Source organism: Iningainema tapete BLCC-T55, assembly GCF_014698965.1.
Lineage (GTDB): Bacteria > Cyanobacteriota > Cyanobacteriia > Cyanobacteriales > Nostocaceae > Iningainema > Iningainema tapete.
In genome coordinates this window covers 70,676-96,095 of sequence record NZ_JACXAE010000098.1, presented here as the reverse complement: position 1 = coordinate 96,095, position 25,420 = coordinate 70,676, and the positions used below count along the sequence as shown (strand labels likewise).

Below are 25,420 nucleotides of genomic sequence, written 5' to 3'. Positions count from 1 at the left end.
CTTTTTATCCCTGATTTTATGTTTTTTGTGCTAAAGTGCTTACTGATGCGCAGAATTATACCAAGTTAATACACCACCAAAAAAAACGATCGCCGCTAGTCCCAAAAACACAGTCTGCAATCCGAGAAAGTTTTCTGCTACACCTGTTAATGCCAAAGGTAAAGTGAGGGCAATATTAATCACATTGTTTTGCAAACCAAAAACTTTACCACGCATTGCAGGTGGTGTTTCCGTTTGGATTGCCGTTTGCATTGGTATACCTACCAACGCCCCGAATACACCGACAAGCATGACTAAAAGCAGAACTATCCATAGCTGTTTGGTGAATACCGACAACCCAATTAAGGATACAAGCACTCCTATATTCCCATACAAACTTAACTGGGTATAGGATAAACGTTGACAAAACTGCCCTAGAATAGTCGCCCCAATGGCAATCCCCACACCACCAGCTGCTAGTAAAAAGCCGAATTGGGAGGCTTTCAAGTTGGGAATTATTTCCGCCATCCTTACAGCTAGAACAGTTAAAGCAGCAAATACCGAGAACAAGATGATTAGTTGGAGTAAAGCATTGCGCAGACGAATATTTTCTTGGAGGTAGCGCAAACCATCACGCAAGTCAGCAATCGGGTGGGGGGATTCTTGCTCTGGCATGTGAGGTTTTTCGTTAGTAGCCAAAAGTAATAAAATTATGCCTGCTACAGCATAACTACCACCAACTATAAGTTCTTTACCTAACGAACCACTACCACCTAGATTTTGCCACAGTTGATCGGCGATCGCTAGTAACGGTTCTCCTACAGCAAACCCAATAATTACCGATGCCATCATTGTTGTAGTGTAAAGAGAGTTTGCCGAGAGTAGATGCTGTTCCTTGACTATGAGTGGAATCGCCGCCTGTTCTGCTGGAGCAAAAAACTGTGTTAGTGTAGAGACTAAAAAAGTCACAACTAAAATAATGCCAAAACCCATGGGCAACACTCCCACTGGTTGCCAATCATGAGTCAACCATAGCAGCACGGGAATTGCCAAAACCAGTATACCCCGCCAAAGATTCGTTGCTACCAGTACCGCCTTTTTCGACCAACGATCCACAAACACACCAGCAACCGAACCAAATAGTACTGCGGGAATGGTAAAAGCAATCATTAAAACTGAAACCCAACCACTAATACTCTGTTCACTGCTTTGAAACTGAGTGTTAATTAGGGCTATCATTAATACAAGATAAACTTTATCTGCCAATTGACAGAAGATTTGTCCACCCCAAAGAGCTAGGAAGTTGAAATTTCGCAATACTGGTAAAAATCCCTGTTCTTCAACTACTCCTGCATTCCCATTACCTGAATCTTGATCTTGTGTACCTCCACCTGAATTTGCTGCATGAGTGCCATTATTTAATGGGCGATCTAAATTCACACCATTATTGTCAATGTTTTTGACTATTTCTGGTGTCCAACTTTTTTTGTGAATGGAGTCACCAGCAGGCTTTTCATGGGCAAAGGATGGACTAGATGAGTTAGGAACTGCATTGAGATGATTGTTAATCCCAGATGTAAGTACCCTGTGATTTTGGTAAGCTTTACTGGGTGACAAAGGCTGGATTTTAGTATCCAAATCAGACGGTTGCATCATGGTTTGCGGCAAAATAAGAATCAATCAAGGTAGCGGAACGAATAGGGCGACCAAAATGGTACTGAGCATACTGACGTAAAATTTGTTCTACCGATAACCAGCTATAATCGCTTTGGACATCTGGCATGATTTCTGGTTGCGACAGTTGCTGTAGTATTGTCAGTTCTTTTGCATTTAAACGGCGATCAATTACTGGTATTTCTTGTCGATGAACAACGGTTTGGTAGCTAGCTGGTTTTTCTTTTACAGTAGCAGGAGAGGTTTGTACAGGAGCGGCTAAACAAACCATACCACCAGTGGGTATACTAAACCCGATCTGCCAGTCTGGGTCTGTAAAGTCTGGTTTGATTGAATTACCAGTTAGACAACAATTTTCTACTTGGGGAGTTAGTCCAGCTAACGCTAAAAGATGAAATACTCCGTGAGATAGATGCGCTAAAACACTATATGCATTTGCATTAGGTAGTAATTCCAGGCGACTGAGATGTTCGTTGAGTAGTTCATATAGCTCTTCTTGCGGTTGTTCGCTTAAAGCTTGACAAAGCACTATTTCTGCTAAATACTGACTAGCTGCTAGTTTTCCTAAATCCTTGGCAAGACCAGGATAGGATTTTACGGTTTGTGCTTGTGTAATTTTATCGAGCGTTCGCCCTTTGGCAATCAGTAACTCATTCACTACAAACATCCCACTTCTACCACCAAGACTAGAGTTGTGCTTGCGTGCTCCCGGAGCAACAGCACGTAACAAACCAAATTCACGTGTTAATATTGTTACTAGTCTATCTGATTCGCCGATTGCTTGGGTTTTAAGATTAATACCAGTTGCTTTATATGTTCTGCTCATTATTTATTAGTTATTAGTCATTGGTCATCTGTAACAAAGGACAAACGACAAACGACAAACGACAAACGACTACTTACGCTTGATCCAGCGTATCGCGTTCTTTCAGCAAATCGATCCCACGGGAAGTACCCAATTTAGTAGCTCCTGCTAAGATTAAGTCTAGAGCTTGCTCGACAGTGCGAATTCCTCCTGAAGCTTTAATTCCGATTCTTTCCCGTACTACTTCTTTCAAAAGTCGTACATCGGCTACTGTTGCACCGCCATTCCAACCTGTACTAGTTTTAATAAACGCTGCCCCAGCATCCATACATAATTCCGCTGCCAGTCTTTTCTCCTCATCAGTTAGCAAAGTTGTTTCTAAAATTACCTTTACCGTTTGCCCAGTCTCCTCACAAATTTCCGCAATTTCCCGATGCACTTGCTCAGTTTTACCAGCTTTTAACCAACCTAAGTTGATTACCACGTCCAATTCTGTTGCACCATTTTCTACTGCTTGTTGTGCTTCATAAAGCTTGACTGTTGAAGTCGTCGCTCCACTGGGAAACCCAATTACAGTACAAACTTTGGGCTGCTTGCGCTGAAGAAGTTCTGCTGCCTGCTTGACGTGAACCGGGTACACGCAAACTGCGGCAAAATGAAATCTGTCTGCTTCTTCACACCATTGCTCTACTTGATCTGCCGTAGCTGTTGGTACTAATAGGGCATGATCTATAAATGGCGCAATATCAATATCTGGATAGTCTGCTGCCATCACTACATTTTGATAAGGATTTATTATTAAACTTTATAAAAAATTAAGACAGGTTTGATAAATTAATTCACAATTCTTATATTTTAACCTAAAATTCACCAGATCCCCGACTTCTTTAAGAAGTCGGGGATCTAAAAGAAGTCGGGGATCTGAAAAGGCAGAAAGTCCAATATAGTTTGAGCCAGTGCCTTGGCAGCTAAGTATGGCACACCATTGCCAATAGTTTTAAACATATTTGTGAGTGACATATTTTCCGGAAGCACAAAATTAGCTGGCAAAGATTGTATTGCTAAAGCTTCAGCTACTGAAATTCTTCTGACTTTATAAGGATGTAAATGTACTTCATTATTTCCATAGCAAGCTGTCGGAGAGTAACGCCATCTGTGTAGGCGTTTGTATGATTTTTTGGCATCATCTCCTTCGTCAACAACTGCAAATCTTTTTATCCCTGCCCTTGGTTGAAAGTAATGTTTGGCATTGGGATGATTCAGTACATTATTTTTTCTAAACCAGTATTCAACTGTTAGTTCTTGAGGAATACCATCAGGACAAGGTAATGTTGAATCTTCTTTAAATGGTTCACTAGTACTCCAAGGGTAAGAAAAGACTTGTTCTTGAGGATATAAAATATATTTTTGCCAAGGAAAGTAACCTTGATTCTCAATATTGATTTCCAGATCTTTAATTAACTGATTTCTAAAACCAATGAGAATAATTCTCTCTCTATCTTGAGGTACTCCATATTCAATAGCATTAATTAAACGTTCCGTTAATACATAGCCTGCGTCTTGTAATTTACACTTCAGCGCTTCAAAAAATAAACGGTGTTTTTTTGTCTTCCACAATCCTTTAACGTTCTCAAATAAAAAGAAATCTGGTTGATTACGGCAAATTAATTCTATATAAGCACCCGAAAGTTTTCCATTTTCTCCCAAGTGTCCTCTGTTTTTACCACCAGTAGAAAAGTCAGGACAGGGAGGACCGCCAATAAATCCGATAATATTACTAGACTTACGGCAATCTTTGATTAATTCTAATAGAGACGTTTCATGAAACGTCTCTACAAGTTTTGTTACATCTGCTTCTTCACCATAATGATAACCGTATTCTGGCAATTGCAGATTCAGATTAACTCGTGAATAGCGGTAAGCCTCCATGAAAGGAGAGAAAATTTCATTGACATAAACAATGTTAAAACCGCTAGTTTCAAACCCTAAATCCAGAAATCCTGAACCTGCAAAAAAAGAGAAGATATTCGGGCGCTCGCTACTCATTCACCTTAGGAATACAAACTAAATAAATTACATTTATAACCCAACAAACGCCTTTTAATGTTGATTTCTTCATGGTAGCAGCCTAACCTACAATTATTTTTCCATGCCAAATATACTGTATACTATATTACATTATCTCTCCGCTTATTGCTGCCGTATGCCTCTGATTTTGTCGGTTATGGTAGTTGCGGCGTGAACTTAAAACAAGAATTTCTAACGCTCAAGTAAGGGCGGCTGTTGCTGTCAACAAAGGGCTAGTACTAATTTACTACCAAATTGGGCGAGACAACAAATTGTCCAACAGGTTGTTGGACAAATTTCTTTGTCGCTGGAGACACCTTGCACTTCCAAAGTTCATATTTAGAGCAACCTAATAAGGAATTTAACTATGTCTGAACCGTTTGTAGACCTTGATGCAATCTTTAATCATGCTTTGAAAGAAACCCAAGAACTGATTGAGCTTGGCTTTGATGTAAGCGATCCAAGTCTAGTTACATCACGCTTAGTGGTACGCCAATAAGCATCCAGAAATAGCGGAACGCTGTAATCAAGCCAAGCTATAGCAGTCCTAAATGATTCACGCTCCTCCAAGAACCCCGGTAACTTTTACGAAACCGGGGTTCTGATAGCTAGCGTTTGGAACTCAAATAGGATTGCTATAGAACTTATTGATAAGCAAGCTGCTGATTTTCCGGAATTTGTTGCTGCAAACTCTGAAACCGACTTAGACAGCTTTTAAAAATTAATCCATACAGTTTATTTTGATGTGGTGCTTTATACTGCAAAGAGCGCACTCTTAAAGGTGTATTAGCTGTGGGATTGCGATCGCTGTTAGTAACTGTGAGTCCTTGGTGAAGGAGCAGTAGAGACGTTGCCAGTGAGAGTCAGTTTCGTTTGAAGCTAGTGTTAGATCCTGCTTAGTCTGGGGGAAAACTGGAAATAGGCGTTGACGTCTAAGTCGCTGCTAGCAGTTGGGTAAAAATCAGGCACTTATGGATAGCGGTTCACAGATTGACAATGTTCAAAGTTTTGTTGAAATCATTGGCGGTAATGATAGTCTATTGCTCGGTACTTTCAAATATTGACTCAAATGAAAAGCCATATGTCATCAAGGAGTGAGTCGTGCCATACGTAAACATCCAAATCACAAAAGGAGCCACGCGAGAACAAAAGGCTCAACTTGTCCGAGACATAACAGACTCCCTAGTGCGTGTGCTTGGCAAGAAACCAGAACACACCCATATCGTCATCCAAGAAATTGAGGATGAAGACTGGGGCTTTTCAGGTCTGCTTACAGACGAATGGAACAAACAGCAAAGATCAAATGTTTCTGAGACAAAACCTAACATGTGTCTTGCCGCCGACCCTACGCCTCTACCCCACTCCGGCGGGTCAGCGACTCAATTCCAGCATTAGATGGGATTAATTCCTCCGAACAGCACATCTAGGAAGCAAGCTGCCATTGCGGAGCTATCGGTTTCACTTATCACGGGTAAGGCGATCGCTGCCAAACGATTCTTGATTTGCCGTAATTCCTGAACCTCCATCAGGAATGCAAAATGATTGTTGATTTTGTGTCAAGTTTTGGCGCTTATGTGTAATGAAATCTTGCCAAGACAATGCTATTGTCAATGCCTCTTTGGGTGAAAAATTATGCATACAATGAAAGATAAAAACAGATCTGGTAGCTAATGACTGAAATTATTACATTGGAACTTCCACCAGACGCTGGCTCAAAAAGTAAAGGAGATTGCGGCTTTCACACATCAGCGACTTGAAGATGTACTCATAGAGTGGATTGACCGCACTATTACCGAACTACCTGTTGAGTCATTACCAGACGAGCAGGTTTTGGCTCTGTGTGATCTGCAAATGGAACCTGAGCAGCAAGAAGTTTTCAGTGAACTCTTGGCGCTGAACAGAGAGGGGCAACTGAATGATGTAGAAGTTAGACAATTAGATGAACTAATGCAAGTCTACCGAAGTGGTTTGGTAAGCAAGGCAAGAGCGCTAAAGGTAGCTGTTGAACGTGGATTATTCACGACTATTTAAATCAATTCAAATACTATCTAATCTCTGATTTTGCAGCATAATTTTGGTCAATCAAGAAATAAATTCTGGGGCTAAGAGCTTTAGTCATAAGACAGCTTACTAGGTAACTCTCCAGTCCGTTTTAACGGACTTGAGCTATGAGCCTTGAACTTCAGTTCAAGGCGTTAAGCGGATGACATTACCCTATTCTAGCTAAAAACACAAGTAGTAAAATATATTACTTTAACCTATTTTACTTAAGTTTACACAAATAGCATTTTCTACATAAATTTCTAAACTTTTCCTAAATAATTCTTATGTCTGGGAATTTTAACAATTAGAATGTTACGGTGGGCAAGACAATCAAATTGGTTGAATTAATTTGTCCAGATTGACAAAGAATATTCAACAGCTAATCTAACAACAGCACAGGGATCATCAGGTAAAGGCATTATCTCATGGTTTTCTTATGGTGCTACGTTTTGTTAGCTCTTTTTTAAAAAACTTTTTTCTTTGCGCAAGTCCGAGAAAAAGGAAACATGTTTAATTGCGGTTAGTAGCTGCATTTTAAATTGTTGTGCAATTAGTTGGCAATTGGTGTGTATAAGCACATAAGCTTTGCACACTAATGAAAAAACCATTACTAGAGGCTCATAATGCAATGCTTTGAGCCTTAATGTTTTTTTGCTTTTGTTGGGTTGTTGTTTGATTTTTGACTTGTATTAGAGACTAATTGCTGGAGGTAATTGGATTCATGGAACAAAATCAGTGGTATCATCCGGTAGTAGAAAAAGTAGTTGAGGAGATTAAAGTTGAATTTGGCAATCAACTTCTAGGCATTCTCTTAGGTCGTTCGGTAGTGAGTGATTCAACCAAGGCGCAAAGCGATATTGATATTTACGCCGTGATTCGCTCATCATGGAGACAACACCGAGCTTTTGCGATCGCCGGAGTTGATGTTCAACTTTGGATTAACCCCGCACATCAAATTCAAAAGCAGTTCCAGAATACAGACGCACCAGAAATTCTTGACCAATTTGCTAATGGTCAGATCTTATCTGATCCAGAGGGTGTGATCGCTTATTTAGTCCAGCAAGCTCAATACATCTGGAAGCAACCAACACCGGCAATTCCTACACAGCAGTTATTGAAACTTCGCGCTCATTGTATTGCGCAATTAAAAGATGCGCAGAATTTGCTCAAGGTAGACGAAAAAGCTGCTAATTTTGCTATGTTTAGCACATTAGCGTCTGTTCTGGAGGTACATTACAAGCTGCAAAGACGTTGGACAGTTCAACCTAAGTACCAACTACACGATCTACAAAAACATGCCCCAGAAATTGAATCTTTAGTTCGTTGCGTCCTCTCCGATGACATGGCGGCGCAACAGCGATATGAATATTTATCCCAACTGGTAAACCAAGTTCTTCAGCCTTTAGGTGGTAACTCAGCAGAGTGGAAAACAACTCCAGAACTGCTGACAGTGGGATAGTTTGAAAGTTTTTCATCAGGGTGTTCAGTTCTATGAGCCTGCAATTTAAATTGTAGGTTAGTGGTTATTCTAGTTCCTAAGTTAAGCTTAGGAACTAGTTCCTTTGTATGTGTCAATAATCATTTTTTTATCCATCACTGCTAGTAAAACCGATACATTGGGAGAAATTTTAGTTAGATTTAGGTGCTTAACAGCGGCATCAAAGGTTTTTCCCTGTAGGATATGATAACCTAACTCTATTAATTCATTCCAAGTTATATCACTTTCTACATAAGCTCTAGCTATAGTATTAAGTAAATCTTGAAATTGATTTCCTTCAGCTTTTGTCATCATAGTATGGGGAATATTAAAAAACTTATCAAAGCTGTAATACCAGGATTTAGACTGGTGTTTAATTACAGAGGCAAAAAGCGCTTGTATTTCATCTTCATCAATTGCGGCATCACTTTGACTTGAAATTATCAACATTGGTACTTCTAAAGTATCTTCCACACGCTGCTTAATTTCTTGAGCCATTTCTAAAAAGATTCGTAATGCAGGAATACGGAAACCTTCGTAACCAAAGTTCCCAGGATTATCTTTATTTAACCATTCAAAATAAATGGGTAGAACTTCCACAAGTAAATTTACTATCTTATTATTACCACTCACATAAGGAGCAAATAGTAAGGCTTGATCAATATGTTGAGGGTATTCAAGTGCCAAATAAGCTGCCAAAACTCCTCCAGTCGATAAACCACCAATTACCACTTGTTGTCCTAAAGTTTGTGCAACTTCTAACCAAGAAAGTGCGAATTTTTGATAAACTTCTTTTTCAGTAGGTAGAGGAGGTGGATTATCTCGATGCCAATTTCCGGCTACACCATGACCAGGTTGTAAAGGAATCAAAACATTGTACCCAGCGGCAAATAAGGTTTTTCCTAATGGTGCAAATTGATATGGTCCGGCAGTAAATCCGTGGAAGAAAAGGCAAACTTTTGCCGTAGGATGTGGGTGAAGAAAGAATAAGGAGCGGCAAGCATCATTTCTAATGGGTAAATTTTCCTCAAGAGTTTTAGCTTGTTGAATAATAGCCGCTGTAGTTGTGGAATAATTAGACATATCTATACTAATTAGTTGCGAAAAGAACAGAATTACTCTGGTCAGAAAGTAAAAATTCTACTCTATACATATGCCTGTGACAAGTTAAACTAGGTCTGGAAACACCCGCTCGACCCTTCCTTATGAGGATTTTATGGCAGCTAATCTGCATCATATTGCCAGGTACTTAGATAACCTTGGTTGGGACTACCGCTTAGACGAAGAAGAAGACCGTATTATTACAGGTGTGGAAAGTGAAAACCTAGAAGACTTTCTGATTGTTGTCCAGTTGGATGAGGAGGGAAAATTTTTCCGTCTATTTGCGCCTCAAGTTCTAGCGGGAGTGCAAGAACATCCTCATAAAGCGGCAATCTTGCAGACTATGCTTGCCATTTCCTGGGAAACGAAGATGTTGCAATGGGAGTATGACCCATCAGATGGTGAAATTCGCGCTATCATTGAGTTCCCTCTAGAAGATTCTATTCTCACTGAAAAACAGTTTAACCGTTGTTTGAGTGGTTTGATTCAGCTGGTAGACAATGTGGCTATACCTCGTCTGCAACACGTAATGGAAACAGGGCAAGATCCAGGAAACTTAGAGCTTGGCGAAAGACTTTTACTTAGTATTCAAGAACAGTCGCCTGGATTGCTTGAACTTCTGGAGAAGGCGATGGAAGCGCGGAAGAAACGGGGAAGTTTCCCTAGCGAGTGAGTCGCGATTCGTTGGTGAAATCGCTATACTCCAAAGTGATACCCTCAATATACTGAAGTTTTCTAGGGCTGGATATTATGACATCCTATGCTACCTCCTCTGCTAAAGCTGAAATGAGTGAACTCCGGCGTCTTAAAGGTTTACTACCGCCAGAATTGCAGAGCTGGGTTACGGTTGAAGGCACAACTGACGTCAATCCACCCCTGATCCGTTGCGAAGAAATTGGTAAAGATCAGGTAGAAGTTCAAATTGACTTGGTGAAATGGGATTCACTCGCAATGGATCAGCGTAATTTGCTGTTCTGGCACGAAGTCGCTCGCATTCAAAATGACACTATTCCTAAAGATGGCTGGGAAATGGCAGCCTTGGCAATTGGTTTAGGTGGTGCTGTTGGTGAATTGTGGGTACAGGATGGATTGTTGTTGGTGCTGGCTTTGGCGCTGTGCGGAGTTTCCGGTTGGCGTTTATATCAAAAAAATAATGGCGCAAAGCAAGTTAAAGAACTAGTTGAAGCTGACGAGAAAGCGATCGCCTTAGCAACTCGTTTTGGTTATACTCTCCCCAACGCTTACAAAAGTTTGGGTAGTGCTTTGAAAACCTTAATTGACACTACCCCTAGTAAGCGCCAACGCTCCAAGTATGAAGCACGGCTCTCTTCCCTTAAACGCAGTGCCAATAAGGCAAAAGCAAAAACAAGGACTATTGAAGAGCGGGAATACTAGGAGAGACGCGATTAATCGCGTCTGTACTCGTAGAGACGCTCCGGCGGAGCGTCTTTACAGGAGTCAGTCAGGCGTAGGTTGGGTTGAGGAACGAAACCCAACTGCCAAAAACCTTGGTTTTGTTGGGTTTAACTACGTTCAACCCAACCTACATTTATTTTCTTTCCCCAGAGTGACGCAAGAGCGCTAAACCCAGTAAAATTAATCCAGCAGTTGTGGTTGGTTCTGGTACTTTTTGTGATGGTACTAAGCCCAGTTCAGCAGCACTCACTTTAAAAGAGTAGAGGAAGCCAGGAACTAACCTTTGACCTGCTGGACAACCACTATCTATTGGTAAGCGACTAACGCTACTACCATCAGCATTACTACAAACATCAAACTGAGTTGGCGAATTACTAAGTTGAGTAACACTGTAATCATTGTCAGTACCAATTAGCAGCGCGTAGGAACCATCATTGAGTTGCTGTGCGATCGCCACACCTTCCATTTTTTCACCAATCTTAGTCCAATCGCCAGGATTTTCTGGACTTAATGCCTGGGCAATATCTAGAAATAGGGATTTACTCACTGGGTTAACACCTGCTGGTAAATCGTTAGTGGTTGCCAAACTAATTCCACTTACATCTGTTGCTCCAGTTAGGTTAATTTTAAATAACCGCTTGCTACTTACTGGTGGTGGAGTTGCTGTTGCGTCATCCACTAGTCCATTAAGCGCGTCTACTCCAAACCCGCGATTATCACGTTCAAGTACTAAGAATTCCTGATCGTTAAGAAATGTAATTGCACTAAGACCAATATTTCGACCTTGAGAGTTTTGCCCAAAATCATCATCTGTTCCCGGAATGCGATTGTTAATTTCTGTTAAACTTTCTAACTGATAAATGTATTGAGCAGTATTCTGACCTGTTACAGTATCAAACTCCACTAACCTAACATTGCGGCTGCGTCGCCCATCTGGTGAACCTTCTTCAACTAAAGGATCTTGTAGCACAGCGTATAACTTACTACCATCTGGGCTAGTTGTCAAACCTTCAAATCCTCTGTTGTCTTGACGACCAGTAGTAATTGTTGGGCTACCATCAACAAAGTTGGGGCTGTTTCCCGTTTTGGGAATGAGATTTTCTGGAGTGGCAAATGCTCTTAAAAAAGACCCAGTTGGACTAAATTCATATACAGAAGGTCCATATTCATCTGAGACGTAGAAATTGCCATTTGGTGCAACGGCAAACCCTTCTGGATCAAAACTTTGTCCTAAAACTCCTGCATTTCCATTGAGTAGTCGGGGATTTAAACCGTTAAAAGGTTGACCATCTTTAGTGAATAAAATTGTCTCTAAAACTTTGAAGTTGGCGATCGCTCCTGTATTGGGATCAACATCAACCGAAAACTTTTGTACTCGCGTATCGTAGGATATAACGCCACCACCAGGACCGCGATCGCTCAATCCATAGTAAACGTTGTTTGAGCGATCGTAGTATAAATCCGAAAAAAATCCCAACCGATTGACATTGGCACTATTGCCATTGAATGGATATAAATCTGTACTTTCACCCCCAATTGTTAGGCTATTAACAAGAGAAATACCGTAAGCAGACGTTGTACTTGTTATGGCGCTAACGACAGATATTACAAGTGAACAACTCAATACAGAAAGCCAATGCCTACAAAAAACCATGTTTTATACCCAAATATTCACCTTTTTCAGCATCCGACTTCTATATTAAGAACAAGTTAAACCTCAGTAATTTATGATTTTTTACACCAACATTTCATAGAAATTTAATTTTACTTGACAATATCTTTATGAAGCGATCTAAAGACGCGATATATCGCGTCTCTACATCTTTTACAGTTGATTCAGCATTTTATGAGTTTGAGGCACTACACGGACTTGCTTCACAAATCGCTTCATCAAAGCCTGCCAGGTTAAAACTTGATGGGGAGCAGGAGCAAGTACAGGTGTATTAGTTGATTCTAAAGGAGTGGCAGGTTGAAGAAATATTGGAATGGATGGACTAACTTGTGCTACTAATAAAGCCGCACGTTCCAACTCTGTGGGATCTGTATTTTGAGAAATAATTATCTTTACGAAAACTTCACATACAGATTTGTAACAGAGTTGGAGAAATTGTGCGTGTTCTTGCCAACGACTTTCTCCACTAGTGGTGGGTAATTTCAAGTCCATACCTACACTATCCAGGTAGGGCAGAATCATAGCCAGTTGTTCTGGACGATGCCCACCTGTTTCTAAATATACAGGTAGGTCTGTAGCTGGACGTATCTCAGGTAAAAATTGTGCCAAGAAAGTGCTATGAAGAAGTGGTTCACCCCCAGTTAGGCTTATACTATCGTGTAGACCGGGGAGATTTTGTCTCTCAACCCATTCCATTAATATTGGTAATGGGACAGGATTGGAGTGAATTTCAAAATCGCGCAGTCCTGGGGTTTTTTCTACTTGACAATTAGCGGGGGCAACCCAAGTGTGAGCGCTGTCACAAAAACGACAACGTAAATCACAAAGGGCAAAGCGAATGAATATTTGACGTGTTCCCACATTTAGTCCTTCTCCTTGAATAGCAGAAAAGACTTCTATCAGGCGTGCATTGGATGTTAAAGCAGTTTTACTTGTCATCTGATGATAGCAATGCTACAAAACTCGCGCTCTGCTGGCTTTTCGTGCTGCTGTTAGCACAACAGCTTCCGAATTTTTGACTTCTTGTTTTGTTGTGAATCGTCATGAACGATTTCTAAATACAAGACAAGTAAAGATGAATATTCCATCTTTATATTAGTCAATCGTTAAGTTAGGTTATTCGCTAGAGAAAAAAAATCTGGCAGATGACATTTATATGGCAACAAGAGTACAGAGCTACATGACTAGCCCACCGATAGAGTCAGATTTCCCCGTTACGTTCGCAAACGACACGGCTATTGTGCAGGTATCAGCGCGGTTAAGCGTACTTGAGGCTGTAGCCTTTAAGCAAACCTGCCAAGAGTTAATTAAGCTCATACCAGTTCCGAAGAAAATCATTATTGACTTTCAGCAAACTATTTTTATGGATAGTAGCGGCTTAGGTGCCTTAGTCAGTAATGTAAAAACCTTCCAGGAAAAACAGATAGAGTTTATATTACGTGATGTTACTCCCCAAGTGATGGCGGTACTAAATCTTACGGGATTAGATGAAGTTTTCACCATAGAGAAAAGTGATTCTACGTCCCTACCCTCACGCCAACACATTGAGCAGCTACCAACTACCCATCCGAGCGTGCGATCGTGGATGAAACGGTTCATCGACATTATTGGGGCAGTGGTAGGTTTAATAATTACAGCAGTGTTATTTATTCCCATTACCGTTGCTATTAAACTTGATGATCCCGGTCCAATTTTCTTTGCTCAAACTCGCTGTGGTTGGATGGGTAAGCGCTTTCGGATCTGGAAATTCCGCTCTATGTACAAAGATGCGGAAGCTAGGAAAGCCGAACTAGAAAAACAAAACCAAGCTCAAGGAGCATTTTTCAAAATTGATCATGATCCCAGAGTGACGCAAGTAGGACGCTTTTTACGGCGAACTAGTCTCGATGAATTACCTCAGTTTTGGAATGTGCTTAAAGGAGAGATGAGTTTAGTTGGTACTAGACCTCCTACACCCGATGAAGTTGAACGCTATGAAGTGCCAGAGTGGCAACGCTTGGATGTAAAACCAGGTATGACCGGAGAATGGCAAGTGAATGGCAGATCCAGTGTGCGTAAATTTGAGGACGTAATTCGTCTGGATTTACAATATCAAAAAAACTGGAGCTTACTGTATGATATTAAGTTAATTTTCAGAACAGTAGCTATTTTATTCAACAAAAATAGTGGTGCTGTCTAAGCGATTACCTGAATTTGTTACAAGCAAGCATAGTAGGAAAATGTACTTAAGACAAGGTAGATGAAATTCTATCTTGTCTTTTTTTTGCTTTGATAAAATTTTGTGGTTTTTGCTTACGTATATCCACGCGCTCCGGAATTTATATATTAACTGTTGTAGTAATAAAAATCTCATTCTACTCTCTTAAATACTTGGTCAACTTTTACTCAATCTTTAAGGAGCAAACACTGACAATCAAAGATTTAAGAGACAAAATTTAATACAGAGGCGCTGCGTCAGCGCGAAAGTAAAAAATACTTTCAAAACTAAACACCAGGTTCTTCTGACTAATTTGTTATGCGGATCTTAATTTACTCCTACAACTACCATCCAGAACCAATAGGAATTGCCCCCCTAATGACTGAATTAGCAGAGGGACTGGTCAAACGTGGGCATCAAGTACGTGTAGTAACTGCTATGCCCAATTATCCTGAACGTCGAATTTATGACAGCTATCAGAAAAAGCTGTTTTTCACAGAATACAAAAATGGTGTTCAAATCCAACGTAGTTATATTTGGACTCGCCCACAACCCAATCTTCTAGATCGGGTATTATTAGATGCCAGCTTTGTTTTTACTAGTTTTCTCCCTGCTTTAGCTGGATGGCGTCCGGATGTTATTCTCTCTACCTCGCCTTCTTTACCTGTTTGTCTCCCAACTGCCCTTTTGGGATTGCTACATAATTGCCCTGTAGTTTTAAATCTTCAAGATATATTACCGGATGCAGCAATTCAGGTAGGACTACTAAAAAACAAATTGCTGATCCATGTGTTTACTGCTTTAGAAAAATTTGCTTACCACAGCGCTACTAAAATTACGGCGATCGCCGATGGGTTTGTGGATAACTTATGCTCTAAAGGCGTAGATGAGCGAAAAATCGTCAAAATTCCCAACTGGGTTGATATCAATTTCATTCGCCCTTTACCAAAAGAAAATAACGCTTTTCGTACCACACACAATTTAAATGGAAAATTTGTTGTTTTATATTCTGGGAATATTGCCCTTACCCAAGGTTTAGAAACTGTGATTAAAACTGCTTCTTTATTACAGCATATTCCCGAAATCGCATTTGTAATTGTTGGCGAAACAAAAGGTTTGCAACGCTTACAAACAGAATGTGAAAAATGTGGTGCAAGTAATGTTTTATTACTACCTTTCCAACCCCGCGAACATTTACCAGAGATGTTATCTGCTGCTGACGTTGGTTTGGTAGTACAAAAGAAAAATGTTGTTTCCTTCAATATGCCATCGAAAATTCAAGTGCTACTTGCTAGCGGGAAAGCCTTAGTTGGATCTGTGCCTGATAATGGTACAGCAGCAAGAGCAATTAAACAAAGTGGCGGCGGTGAAGTTGTTCCTCCAGAAGAACCTCATGCTCTAGCTCAAGCAATTCTGGATTTGTACACGCACCCAGAAAAAGTGAAAACGCTAGGTGAGAATAGTCGCCAATATGCTGTGGAGCAATATGCTTTTGAGCAAGCATTAACTCAGTATGAGTCTTTGTTTTACTCCATCACGGCTACGGAGTCACAAGCAGTGGAAACATTTCCATCTTTGATGGAGGTTCGTACACCATAAACGGTTAGGGCTTTTACAGTAGCAGCATTCTGTTAGGGCGAACAGTTGTTAGCGCCTACGAGATGCATGAAAACAGCCGGGTTGATGAAAATCAAAACCCGGCTTTTACTGTACGAAGCTAGAGAAAATTCGTTATTCTAGAGGTAAGAAATAACTATCCCCCAATAACCTACATTAGGTACATAGCCATTATGCGAGAACAAGTCCTAGCTTGGTTAGCAGAAAATGTTCCAACTTCTAGGGTTAATCACATTCTTAGGGTGGAGCAAATGGCGGTGGAACTGGCTCAACTTTATCATGAAGATCAACAAAAAGCCGCGATGGCTGGGCTAATGCATGATCTGGCAAAATATTTTAAGCCCCAAAAACTTTTGGCAATGGCACAACTTGAAGGGTTGGAAGTAGATGCTGTAATGGAAGCGACTCCTCATCTTTTACATGCAGAAGTGAGCGCCATCGTTGCCAGAGATGTATTTGGGGTCAAAGATGAAGAAGTATTACAGGCGATCGCTAATCACACTTTAGGTAGACCTGGTATGAGTCTGCTGTCAAGTATTGTATTCTTGGCAGACAGCTTAGAACCAGGACGGGGTGATACCCCAGAATTACAAGCATTAAGGCTCCTGTGCCAACAGAATATATATCAAGCTGTGTGGAAGAATTGCGATTACACCATCAAATTTTTAATCGATACCCCAAGTTTGATTCATCCACGAGTCATCGCTACTCGCAATTGGTTTATCACTCGCGGGAAATCAAAGCACTCTTTAGAACAACTAGTCACATAGTTACCAGTTTTTTTGTTAGTATTCAAAAAAACTGGTTCATACAGTTGTCGTTTGTAAGTAATTGTTAAGAATCGTAACAAGAAATAACTTTTCATTTGAGGTTTAATGTCTGATTATTTCCAAGCAATCCCATCACAATCAGTAGCACTGACAAATGCATCTAATACCACATCGGTGGACGCACTAGATGCCAGCGGCAAAATAGCGCTCACAATCGCCGAAGCAGGATCAGACCGGAAAGCAGGTGATATTATACTGCTAAAGGTAGCAGATATATCATATCTAGCTGATTACTTTGTGATGATGAGTGGCTATTCCAGAGTGCAGGTAAGGGCGATCGCCGAAGCAGTCGAAGAACAAGTCAAAACTGAATGTGGGCGGAGTCCTTTAAGGACAGAAGGAAAAGCTGAAGGAAGTTGGGTATTAATAGATTATGGTGAAGTGATAGTTCACATCATGATGCCTAAAGAGCGAGAGTTTTACAATCTAGAAGCTTTTTGGGGTCATGGGACACGAATTGATTTGACCACATCCGATCAAGGTGGAGGTAAGCCAACATGATCGAGTCCTCTGTATCAAAATGTCCAGTACCAACTGAACAGCAACCACTGAATGAGTATGAAGACTTAAAGTCTTCCTGGCTATTTCAAGATTGTACTTTGAATTGGCGCGATTATATCATAAAAATAGTCGGAATTTGGAGTTTCTCGTGGCTGTTTGCAGGACCTGTAGCAGCAGCAAGTTTTCCTCTACATAAGCACACAGCACAATTTATCCTTTGTGGTGCAGCAGGAGCAAGTGTAGGAGTAATACTGGTACTAGTACGATTGTATTTAGGTTGGTCATATGTCCAAGATCGCCTAAGCTCTCCGATCATCTTCTATGAAGAGTCGGGGTGGTATGACGGTCAAACTTGGACAAAGCCAGAAGAAATATTAATGCGCGATCGCTTAATTGTCAATTACTCGATTAAGCCAATTATCCAAAGATTGCAAATTACCTTTGCCGGCTTGGCGGTGTTGTTCGTAACTGGTACTATAGTTTGGCATTTAGTATAAATATTTGTGGTTGTAGAGATGTTCCGTCGGAACGTCTCTACAGGGCAAATGACTAATCACAATAAACAAAGATAGAGATATACCAACCCATGACAATGGGAAAACGAACTCAAGCCACCGCATTGGAAGTTAGATTGCTGCGGGAAGGCATTATTGAATCAAGGCATACAGTCCAAGCGGTTGTTTGCGACGAACGTGGGCGGGTTCTATCTGTTGCCGGGAACTCGGAAACAGCCACTTTTATTCGTTCTGCCCTCAAACCATTTCAAGCACTCGCTGTTACCACCACTGGTACACTAGAACGCTACGACCTTAATGATAAAGACTTAGCGATTATCACAAGTTCTCATAAAGGAACTATAGAGCAGGTACGACAAGCATTCAACATCCTTTGGCGAGCTGATGTTGATCCATCTGCGCTTCAATGTCCCATTCCTGAAGGAAAACGTAGTAGTCTAGAATACAATTGCTCAGGTAAACACGCAGGAATGCTCGCGGTTTGCCAGCAATGCCATTGGCCCTTAAATAACTATTTACAGCGCAAACACCCTGTACAGCAGTTAATTTTAAGCAAAGTATCAGAAGTGCTCAAAATGCCAGCAGAGGAATTTATCAGCGCTCACGATGACTGTGGCGCACCTACATATTTGATGCAACTGGGACAAATGGCATCTTTATATGCCCAATTAGCTTCGCGGAGCAATTTGGATATGGAACGCATTGTGCGTGCCATGACTAATTACCCGGTAATGGTAGCAGGTGAAGGAGAATTTGACACCGAACTAATGCGTCTTACACCAAGGGAATTAGTGAGTAAATCAGGTGCTGAGGGAGTACAGTGCATTGCCAGACTAGGCGAGGGACTAGGATTGGCAATTAAAGTTATGGATGGAACAAAACGAGCAAAACATGCCGTCGCCATTCACTTACTTCAGCAATTAGGTTGGATTAGTCCCAATGTTGCCCAAGCTCTGTCAGAAAAGTTTATGAACCTGGGTAAATACAAGCGTTTAGAAGTTTTAGGAGAATTATCTTTTTTATAGTTGCCAAATTTCTAAATCAGGTGTTATAGTTAAGAAGACGACGCGGGATAGAGCAGCCTGGTAGCTCGTCGGGCTCAACCCGCAAGATTAACTAGACGCTTAAAAGTTAGTCTTGCAGTGGGCGGTACATAAGGAAACTTATGTGCGATTACCTGTCAAAGTCGGGGAAGCCATTAGCGCGGTAATCCCGAACCAAGTTCCAGAAATGGAGAAGGTGTAGAGACTGGGAGGCAGGTACCCTAACAGTAAAGCTGAGGGTAAAGGGACAGTCCAGACCACAAACTGGTTAATCCAGGCAGTGAAAGCTGTAGATGGTAAGCATAACCCGAAGGTCAGTGGTTCAAATCCACTTCCCGCCACCAAATTAAAAGTAAAATAAAGCCCTGTAATACAGGGCTTTATTTTTTATGGATACAAAGTTAAAAGGAGACATAGCAGAACAAGCTGCTGTTTTTCATGCCTTAAAACGTGGTTGGGGAGTTCTAAAACCTGTTGGTGACGGCTTCCTTACGATTTGGTGTTTGATGTAGAAGGAACTCTAATTAAAATCCAAGTCAAGTACGCTTGGTTTGATGAACCTTCAGGCAATTATGTTGTAGATAATCGCCGTACCAAGACAAATCGACGACTGATGCTTAGAGATGTATACAAGCAATCAGACTTTGATTTTGCCTTGGTGTACTTAGAAAAACTTGACCTATTTTATATATTACCCGTAGATGTGTTTATTGCTTATGGTAGTGAGATACACTTAGTTGAAGCCCAGAAGCGACAGCGCAAACCTCGTTCCGCACAGTATCGTGATGCTTGGAAGTTAATATTACAAGCTGCTTCAGGTAAAGAAATTTTTGTAGATTCTCCTATCCAATTGGGAGAAGCTAATTTTTGATCTATGCTGGAGAAAAAGCTATCCAAAAAGCGCGGAGAATCATAGTGAAGTTGCAGCGACCGATTTTAGTGGGAGGATTGGGATTATCCTTTTCTTTGTGGATATTACAAAGTTGGCATCACTCAATCATGCAGGTAGGTGAATTTAGCTTATTGAGTCTTTTGGCAGTTGGTGGCGGTTTGTGGTTACTTAAGCAAAATTCAACGAAAAACTCTTCAGAACAGTTGGATGGTACACCAGTAAATCGAGCAACGGTACAAAGTGCCATCGCCAAGGCAGAAGCTGTGGTAAACCAGTTATCACAAGAAGCACAAAACCATATAGAGACATTGCACGCTGCGTCTTTACTGCGAGAAAAAGTAGCCCATCTGACAACTGAATTAGACAGACAACACATCAAGCTAGCTGTTACTGGCGGTAAGTCGGTGGGTAAATCCACATTAATCCAAGTACTACAAAAAAATGTAGAGACTTTGCCTGCAACGTCTCTACAAGAGACACCACCTTTGTTTGTGGAAGGGGGTGAAAAATCAGATGCAGATGCAATGTTTATTGCTACTGCTGCTGATTTTGTGCTGTTTCTAACAAATGGTGATTTAACAGACACAGAATTTCAGACGCTGCAACAACTAAAAGCCGTAAATCAGCAATTAATGCTGGTATTTAATAAACAAGATCAGTATTTACCAGATGAACGTGCGATTATACTAAATCAATTGCAACAGCGGATGCCTAATGTAGTAGCAACAGCGGCATCTCCTCTTCCCATTAAAGTGCGTAAGCATCAAGAAGATGGCTCCATACAAGAATGGCAGGAAACATCAGCACCAGATATTCAACAGTTGACTTCTCAATTGGGTGATATTTTGGTAAACCAAAGACAACAACTGGTGTGGGCGACTACAGCAAGAGCTGCCCAATTGCTGAAAAGTAGCGCGAAAGATTTGTTGAATGGAGTAAGACGCCATCGCGCCACCCCAATGATAGAACAATACCAGTGGATAGCTGCCGCTGCCGCATTTGCTAACCCAGTACCAGCCCTCGATATTGTGGCAACAGCAGCGATTAATGCCCAGATGGTAATGGACTTGGGTAATATTTACCAGCAAAAATTTTCTTTAGAACAAGCGCAAACTGTAGCTGGTACAATGGGAAGCTTAATGCTAAAACTTGGTTTGGTAGAACTTTCGACAAAAGCAATTAGCACAGTTCTTAAAACTAACGCTGTCACCTTTGTTGCTGGAGGTGTTGTGCAGGGAATCAGTGCAGCCTACCTTACCCGGATAGCAGGTTTAAGTTTAGTTGAGTACTTCCAACAGCAGGAAGTAGCCTTAACTGGAACTGGATTAAATCTCGACAAGTTGAAGCAAACCTTGCAAAACGTGTTTCAGCACGAACAAATTGGTTTACTGCCAACTTTTGTTAAGCAAGGTATGAACCGATTATTACCAACACACGAGAGTGAACTTGTTGGCGTCCACAAGGCTGTGGGATAATTTTGCACTGTGGACAATATCAATCAACTATTGTCCGTTGAGCAGGCTATCTTTGCAGGAAGAAGGTAGCCAAAATTCCTCTAAAACAGGGTATAGCTTCTTCACAAGAGACTCAAATTTTTCTCCTATGTTCTGAGGAGAAAAAACTCGATCTCCCAGTCCATCTACCCAATGATAATTATTTCCGATAACGTAATTTAAGTGATACATTGTGTCTCTGTAATGGCAAGACAAAACCAGCTTTTTATTATCTGGGGAAAATCTAACTCGAAAATTTTCCGAGAAATGTTTTTGACTTTTGAAAGTGATCACTAGCTCATGATTAGCAATTTTTTGGGCTGACAATTGATATTTAATGTTTGGAAACACTTGAGTCGCAATATTAGCTGCTACTACTTCAAATTCTAAGGAGAGAGTAATATTCATAAATTTACCTTCACAATCTAGGATTGCTTAAACACTGAATTTAATAAGTGAAACCAAATTTTACTTATGCAAGAATCAGTCTTTCAGCTAATATGAGAAAACTAAAAGCTTGAGATAGTTCTGGCATTATTTAGTTGGTTCTTCACTAGTTCTTAAAATTCATGCCAAAGACGTATTGACAATAGCTTTATATTGGCATATACAATTTATGACACACAATCACTAGGACTTGATCCCAAATTAATAAAAGTTTGCATTAGTTGTGAAACCTGATTTCTTGCGTAAGAGTGCAGATTATAAAAAAAGAGTTAAGAATAGGCGATCGCTCCAGCAATATTGCTCTCCAATTTTCTTCAACAATAGGGCGTTTTCTTATCTACGTTCTTAATATCTATGATGAAGAAACAGGATACTGGCGTATTCAAACCCCAAACTTTGTCCCAGTGAACGTAAAGGTGATGACTACATGACAGATGAAGAACGTGCTGAAGCTATGCTATTAATGCGACAGAGTGCAGGCGTTCGCATCATTGGGGATGAAGTTCACTGTCAAGGACGCTCTTGGAAGTTATCTACTGATTCTGCTCGCCAAAAAGATGCCTTTTAGTACCTCTACCTGAATACGCCTTGAACTTCAGTTCAAGGCTCATAGCTCAAGTCCGTTAAAACGGACTAAAAAAGTTACTAGTGACAAGTCAGCTAATGGCAAAGAGTAGGTTTAAGCCAAGAAATAAATTTCTTAGGTGACTTTTCGCAGCGCCTTCGTTATGCGATCGCTCCTTCTATTATCCCAAACTACCTGCTGTAAAAATCTGTTGGGCTGTTAGCTGTAAATCACCAAATGTGGGGGAGTAGATGCGCTCACTTCCGCAAAACGTGCCAATTTCGGAGTATTTTCCGCCTATAAGTCCTAGCACCATAACTGATTGCTGTTGAGGATCAATTAACCAGTATTCTGGGATGCCTCTAGCTTCATATTGTTCTCGCTTGTCTTTGTAGTCGCGCTCGCGGGCTGTTTCCCCTGGACTAACAACTTCAACTACCAGCGTTGGTGGTAGCATGTCCATTGTAATGGTGAGTCGCGCCTTTGTTAATGCCAAGTGTTCTTCTCGCAGAATCACTAAGTCGGGGTATTGGTTTTGGGGAGTCTTGGGCTTGAGCATAGGGACTTGGAGTTCGCAGGTATGGATGGTAATTAGCCTGAGTGAGACAACGCCACTACTAGCTAGCACAAACAACAAATAACGGGCAATAAAATCACTAACTTCAGACTCTGGTGGCAATACTAACTCCCCATCAACAAATTCACACCGTTCTTCTGGCAAATCACTCTTGTCTTCTAGGGCTAAGTATTCTTCAAAAGTTAATCTTCTTGCTGCTTGTGTCATCTGTTTAGTTCCCCAATAGTTTTTGTGCTTTTTGTTTGCCCTCTATTGCTGGTTTGTAATCTTTTTTGATTGCAAGGGCTTGCTCGAAGGCTTTGAGCGCATCCTCTGGTTTCTGCAATTTTAACAACGATAAACCTTTATTAGTCCAGGCAGCAATACAATCTTTAACAGCCTCCGCATTACTGTTATTACAAGCCAAACTAATAACTTTATCAAAGTCCTCAATTGATCCTTTGTAGTTCTTCTCCTTTACTTTAACATTGCCTAAACAAACCAAAGCTCCTGATGAATTAGGAGCGATTTCATTTGCTTTTCTGCAAACATAGAACTGCTGCTTAGAATAATCTTCTTTGAGTTGACCATAGGCATAGCCTTGAGCCACCAAAACTTCTACTATATTGGGCTCAATGTCTAACGCTTCCTGAAAGATCTTGATTGCTTCTCCAAATTCTCTTTTGTCATTTAGTGCCAAGCCTTGAGCGTAAAGCTTTTCTACCCGCTCTTTTTTTTGGATTGTTGTATAGACAAAATAGATAAGACCTATGCTAACTACACCCAGAATGATCAAGACTGGCAAAAGCTTGACAAATTGCCGCCACCACCAACCATTTAGATCATTTAGAGCATCTAAAACCTCTTGTGCGGATTGGTAGCGCTGTCCTAATTGAAAGCGCACCATCTTATTTAAGATTCTTGCTAACTTCCGACTAACTTGGGCTTGATTCCGCCAGATAATCTCCCCCTGGGAATCTGTTGGTAATTGCTCTGGGGATACTCCTGTTAAAGCTTGGATAGCTGTCATACCCAAAGCATAGATATCGCTGCAAGGTTTAAGTTTATTCTGAAGTTGTTCCGGGGGCATATATCCATCTGTTCCCCCTGGTTTGACAACTATTTTTTGACTATTAATATCTAAAGTTACAATTTGCTTGAATTGAGCAAAATCAATGAGAATAATTTTGTTATCTGGCTGCCGTTGAATTAAATTAGAAGGCTTAATATCACCGTGAATGACATTTTGCTGATGGATATATGATAATACTTCTAAAACATTTTTCAACAAAGCAATCACTTCCGGTTCGCTTAAGCGATCGCCTACTATAATCTGTTTGCTGAGAACTTCGCCCTCGATAAAATCATAAACTAAATAGAATGCTTGATTATTCTGGAAGTGATGCAAAAGTCGTGGAAGCTGGGGATGAGCCAATCCTTCGACAACGTTTACTGAATCAGCAAATTTTGCTTGTGCCTCCTGCCAAATTTGTTGCCTATTGACTTTAAGCTTAAGTTGTTTAATGATGCAGTAAGGTCGATATGGACGTGAGCTATCTTCTGCCAAATATGTATGACCGAACCCTCCTCCACCTAAATAGCTTTTGATATTGTAGTGTTGGTTCAGTGTTTGACCCACCAAAGTGAGGGGTTCTAAGTCAAAAAGAACATCAGCTGCTGTGTCGTAGCGCTCTTTCCACTCGGAGCGTACCATCTTTTCTAAAATTGTCTTTAACTGTGGGCTAGCCGGCACGTCGCTCCAAGCGATTTGATTGTTCAGGGGAATGTTTCCTGTTAAAAGTACAATTCCTGTTATGCCCAAAGCATATATGTCACTGGCAAACTTTGGTTTTCCGATCGCTTGTTCATGGGGCATGAAGAACGGTGTACCAATAGCTATTGTTGAGATTGTCTGCCCCTGAGCATTAACTGTAATGGTACTAACTTCTTTAACTGCACCAAAGTCAATCAGAAAAATTTTATTATCGCACGTCCTCCTGATTAAATTAGCAGGTTTAATATCGCGATGGATGACCTTGTGCTGATGGATAAAATCTAATACTTTTAAAATATCTTGCAAAACTTCAATAACTTGTGTCTCACTGAAAAGCTGAGTTCTTAGTTCTTCCTCCAGATTTTGACCTTCAATGTATTCTTGAACCAAATAGAATTTTTGATTTTCCTCGAAGTAATTATAAAGTTGTGGGATTTGCTGGTTATAATTACCTAAGTAACGCATTGTATCTGCCTCTTTACGAAAGCATTTTTCTGCAATCTCCCAGACCAATGCACTGTTATTCTGAGGCTTGAGGTATTTAATTAGACAAATAAGTCCTGGTGATTGTGTGTCTTCAGCCTGATAGGTTTCGCCGAATCCTCCCTTACCTATGATGCTGATGATTCTATAGCGTCCATGTATGATATCTCCGGGTTGGTGATCCATATAGCTTAGTGATTATATTTACTTAGTAGTTGATTGCTGGTTGAGGTATTGTGGAACTACTCTACATTCTCCCTCAAGTTAAAAAAT

At 40.7% G+C, this 25,420-nt stretch carries 27 protein-coding genes; 16 read left to right on the top strand and 11 right to left on the bottom strand.

What is annotated here, in order from left to right:
- Positions 1–39: 39 nt before the first annotated feature.
- The 4 genes from ICL16_RS32375 to ICL16_RS32360 all read right to left on the bottom strand — a co-directional run bounded on the left by ICL16_RS32375 (position 40) and on the right by ICL16_RS32360 (position 4,504).
- Positions 40–1,635 carry an MFS transporter gene (locus tag ICL16_RS32375; RefSeq protein ID WP_420485317.1) on the bottom strand — a complete coding sequence of 532 codons (1,596 nt, stop codon included), beginning with the start codon at positions 1,633–1,635 and terminating at the stop codon, positions 40–42.
- Entirely contained in the window at positions 1,619–2,479 is an 861-nt protein-coding gene (gene recO / locus ICL16_RS32370; protein WP_190835691.1) for a DNA repair protein RecO, read from the bottom strand. The genes ICL16_RS32375 and recO overlap by 17 nt, the downstream gene beginning before the upstream one ends.
- A 73-nt stretch (positions 2,480–2,552) precedes the next feature.
- The gene (gene deoC / locus ICL16_RS32365; RefSeq protein ID WP_190835690.1) at positions 2,553–3,230 is read right to left on the bottom strand and encodes a deoxyribose-phosphate aldolase; all 678 of its coding nucleotides are present in this window, start codon (positions 3,228–3,230) and stop codon (positions 2,553–2,555) included.
- A gap of 131 nt (positions 3,231–3,361) precedes the next feature.
- Positions 3,362–4,504 (bottom strand): DNA cytosine methyltransferase, encoded by a 1,143-nt coding sequence (locus tag ICL16_RS32360; protein ID WP_190835689.1) that lies wholly within the window; start codon positions 4,502–4,504, stop codon positions 3,362–3,364.
- A 388-nt stretch (positions 4,505–4,892) separates the two neighbouring features.
- On the opposite strand from ICL16_RS32360, the gene ICL16_RS47000 reads away from it, so the two are divergent.
- Both ICL16_RS47000 and ICL16_RS32350 read left to right on the top strand, forming a co-directional pair.
- Positions 4,893–5,024 (top strand): hypothetical protein, encoded by a 132-nt coding sequence (locus ICL16_RS47000; protein WP_273039890.1) that lies wholly within the window; start codon positions 4,893–4,895, stop codon positions 5,022–5,024.
- A gap of 602 nt (positions 5,025–5,626) precedes the next feature.
- Entirely contained in the window at positions 5,627–5,920 is a 294-nt protein-coding gene (locus tag ICL16_RS32350) for a tautomerase family protein (protein WP_337907172.1), read from the top strand.
- Here the strand turns inward: ICL16_RS32350 and ICL16_RS46995 are convergent.
- On the bottom strand, positions 5,917–6,051 hold the full coding sequence (locus tag ICL16_RS46995; protein ID WP_273039888.1) for a hypothetical protein: 135 nt from the start codon (positions 6,049–6,051) through the stop codon (positions 5,917–5,919). The two genes, ICL16_RS32350 and ICL16_RS46995, sit on opposite strands and share 4 nt — an antisense overlap.
- A gap of 325 nt (positions 6,052–6,376) precedes the next feature.
- On the opposite strand from ICL16_RS46995, the gene ICL16_RS46265 reads away from it, so the two are divergent.
- Positions 6,377–6,556: a hypothetical protein gene (locus ICL16_RS46265; RefSeq protein ID WP_238361052.1), complete on the top strand. Its 180-nt coding sequence runs from the start codon at positions 6,377–6,379 to the stop codon at positions 6,554–6,556.
- A gap of 733 nt (positions 6,557–7,289) precedes the next feature.
- Positions 7,290–8,027: a hypothetical protein gene (locus ICL16_RS32340; protein WP_190835687.1), complete on the top strand. Its 738-nt coding sequence runs from the start codon at positions 7,290–7,292 to the stop codon at positions 8,025–8,027.
- Positions 8,028–8,114: 87 nt separating this feature from the next.
- Here ICL16_RS32340 and ICL16_RS32335 read toward each other — a convergent pair whose 3' ends face one another.
- Entirely contained in the window at positions 8,115–9,128 is a 1,014-nt protein-coding gene (locus ICL16_RS32335) for an alpha/beta hydrolase (protein WP_190835686.1), read from the bottom strand.
- Between the two features lie 133 nt (positions 9,129–9,261).
- Here ICL16_RS32335 and ICL16_RS32330 point away from each other — a divergent pair, with 133 nt between their 5' ends.
- A complete protein-coding gene (locus tag ICL16_RS32330) occupies positions 9,262–9,819 on the top strand; it encodes a type III secretion system chaperone family protein (protein ID WP_190835685.1) in 558 nt (185 codons plus the stop codon).
- Between the two features lie 77 nt (positions 9,820–9,896).
- Positions 9,897–10,541 carry a DUF3318 domain-containing protein gene (locus tag ICL16_RS32325; RefSeq protein ID WP_190835684.1) on the top strand — a complete coding sequence of 215 codons (645 nt, stop codon included), beginning with the start codon at positions 9,897–9,899 and terminating at the stop codon, positions 10,539–10,541.
- Between the two features lie 154 nt (positions 10,542–10,695).
- Here ICL16_RS32325 and ICL16_RS32320 read toward each other — a convergent pair whose 3' ends face one another.
- Positions 10,696–12,216, bottom strand: coding sequence for an esterase-like activity of phytase family protein (locus ICL16_RS32320; protein ID WP_190835683.1), 1,521 nt, complete (start codon positions 12,214–12,216; stop codon positions 10,696–10,698).
- 171 nt (positions 12,217–12,387) lie between these two features.
- Positions 12,388–13,173, bottom strand: a complete 786-nt coding sequence (locus ICL16_RS32315; protein WP_190835682.1) for a 7-carboxy-7-deazaguanine synthase QueE — start codon at positions 13,171–13,173, stop codon at positions 12,388–12,390.
- A 217-nt stretch (positions 13,174–13,390) separates the two neighbouring features.
- Here ICL16_RS32315 and ICL16_RS32310 point away from each other — a divergent pair, with 217 nt between their 5' ends.
- The 9 genes from ICL16_RS32310 (at position 13,391) to ICL16_RS32275 (ending at position 21,304) form a co-directional block, all read left to right on the top strand.
- Positions 13,391–14,413 carry an exopolysaccharide biosynthesis polyprenyl glycosylphosphotransferase gene (locus tag ICL16_RS32310; RefSeq protein ID WP_190835681.1) on the top strand — a complete coding sequence of 341 codons (1,023 nt, stop codon included), beginning with the start codon at positions 13,391–13,393 and terminating at the stop codon, positions 14,411–14,413.
- Between the two features lie 336 nt (positions 14,414–14,749).
- Positions 14,750–16,030 carry a glycosyltransferase family 4 protein gene (locus tag ICL16_RS32305; RefSeq protein WP_190835680.1) on the top strand — a complete coding sequence of 427 codons (1,281 nt, stop codon included), beginning with the start codon at positions 14,750–14,752 and terminating at the stop codon, positions 16,028–16,030.
- 191 nt (positions 16,031–16,221) lie between these two features.
- Positions 16,222–16,818 carry a bis(5'-nucleosyl)-tetraphosphatase (symmetrical) YqeK gene (yqeK, locus tag ICL16_RS32300; RefSeq protein ID WP_190835679.1) on the top strand — a complete coding sequence of 199 codons (597 nt, stop codon included), beginning with the start codon at positions 16,222–16,224 and terminating at the stop codon, positions 16,816–16,818.
- 105 nt (positions 16,819–16,923) lie between these two features.
- The gene (gene rsfS / locus ICL16_RS32295; RefSeq protein WP_190835678.1) at positions 16,924–17,379 is read left to right on the top strand and encodes a ribosome silencing factor; all 456 of its coding nucleotides are present in this window, start codon (positions 16,924–16,926) and stop codon (positions 17,377–17,379) included.
- Positions 17,376–17,876, top strand: a complete 501-nt coding sequence (locus ICL16_RS32290; RefSeq protein ID WP_190835677.1) for a CGLD27 family protein — start codon at positions 17,376–17,378, stop codon at positions 17,874–17,876. The genes rsfS and ICL16_RS32290 overlap by 4 nt, the downstream gene beginning before the upstream one ends.
- An 89-nt stretch (positions 17,877–17,965) precedes the next feature.
- Positions 17,966–18,919 (top strand): asparaginase, encoded by a 954-nt coding sequence (locus ICL16_RS32285; RefSeq protein ID WP_190835676.1) that lies wholly within the window; start codon positions 17,966–17,968, stop codon positions 18,917–18,919.
- Between the two features lie 407 nt (positions 18,920–19,326).
- On the top strand, positions 19,327–19,449 hold the full coding sequence (locus tag ICL16_RS46990; RefSeq protein ID WP_273039882.1) for a group I intron-associated PD-(D/E)XK endonuclease: 123 nt from the start codon (positions 19,327–19,329) through the stop codon (positions 19,447–19,449).
- Positions 19,437–19,808, top strand: a complete 372-nt coding sequence (locus ICL16_RS32280) for a group I intron-associated PD-(D/E)XK endonuclease (protein ID WP_337907171.1) — start codon at positions 19,437–19,439, stop codon at positions 19,806–19,808. The genes ICL16_RS46990 and ICL16_RS32280 overlap by 13 nt, the downstream gene beginning before the upstream one ends.
- A 38-nt stretch (positions 19,809–19,846) precedes the next feature.
- Positions 19,847–21,304, top strand: a complete 1,458-nt coding sequence (locus ICL16_RS32275) for a slr1306 family protein (RefSeq protein ID WP_190835912.1) — start codon at positions 19,847–19,849, stop codon at positions 21,302–21,304.
- 27 nt (positions 21,305–21,331) lie between these two features.
- On the opposite strand, the gene ICL16_RS32270 is transcribed toward ICL16_RS32275, so the two are convergent.
- The gene (locus ICL16_RS32270) at positions 21,332–21,730 is read right to left on the bottom strand and encodes a hypothetical protein (RefSeq protein ID WP_190835675.1); all 399 of its coding nucleotides are present in this window, start codon (positions 21,728–21,730) and stop codon (positions 21,332–21,334) included.
- 466 nt (positions 21,731–22,196) lie between these two features.
- Between ICL16_RS32270 and ICL16_RS32265 the strand changes: the two genes are divergently transcribed.
- Positions 22,197–22,337 (top strand): hypothetical protein, encoded by a 141-nt coding sequence (locus ICL16_RS32265; protein ID WP_190835674.1) that lies wholly within the window; start codon positions 22,197–22,199, stop codon positions 22,335–22,337.
- A 178-nt stretch (positions 22,338–22,515) separates the two neighbouring features.
- On the opposite strand, the gene ICL16_RS32260 is transcribed toward ICL16_RS32265, so the two are convergent.
- Both ICL16_RS32260 and ICL16_RS32255 read right to left on the bottom strand, forming a co-directional pair.
- Positions 22,516–23,118, bottom strand: a complete 603-nt coding sequence (locus ICL16_RS32260) for a Uma2 family endonuclease (protein WP_190835673.1) — start codon at positions 23,116–23,118, stop codon at positions 22,516–22,518.
- 4 nt (positions 23,119–23,122) lie between these two features.
- Complete coding sequence (locus tag ICL16_RS32255) at positions 23,123–25,333, bottom strand: serine/threonine-protein kinase (RefSeq protein WP_190835672.1); 2,211 nt, start codon at positions 25,331–25,333, stop codon at positions 23,123–23,125.
- Positions 25,334–25,420 lie beyond the last annotated feature (87 nt).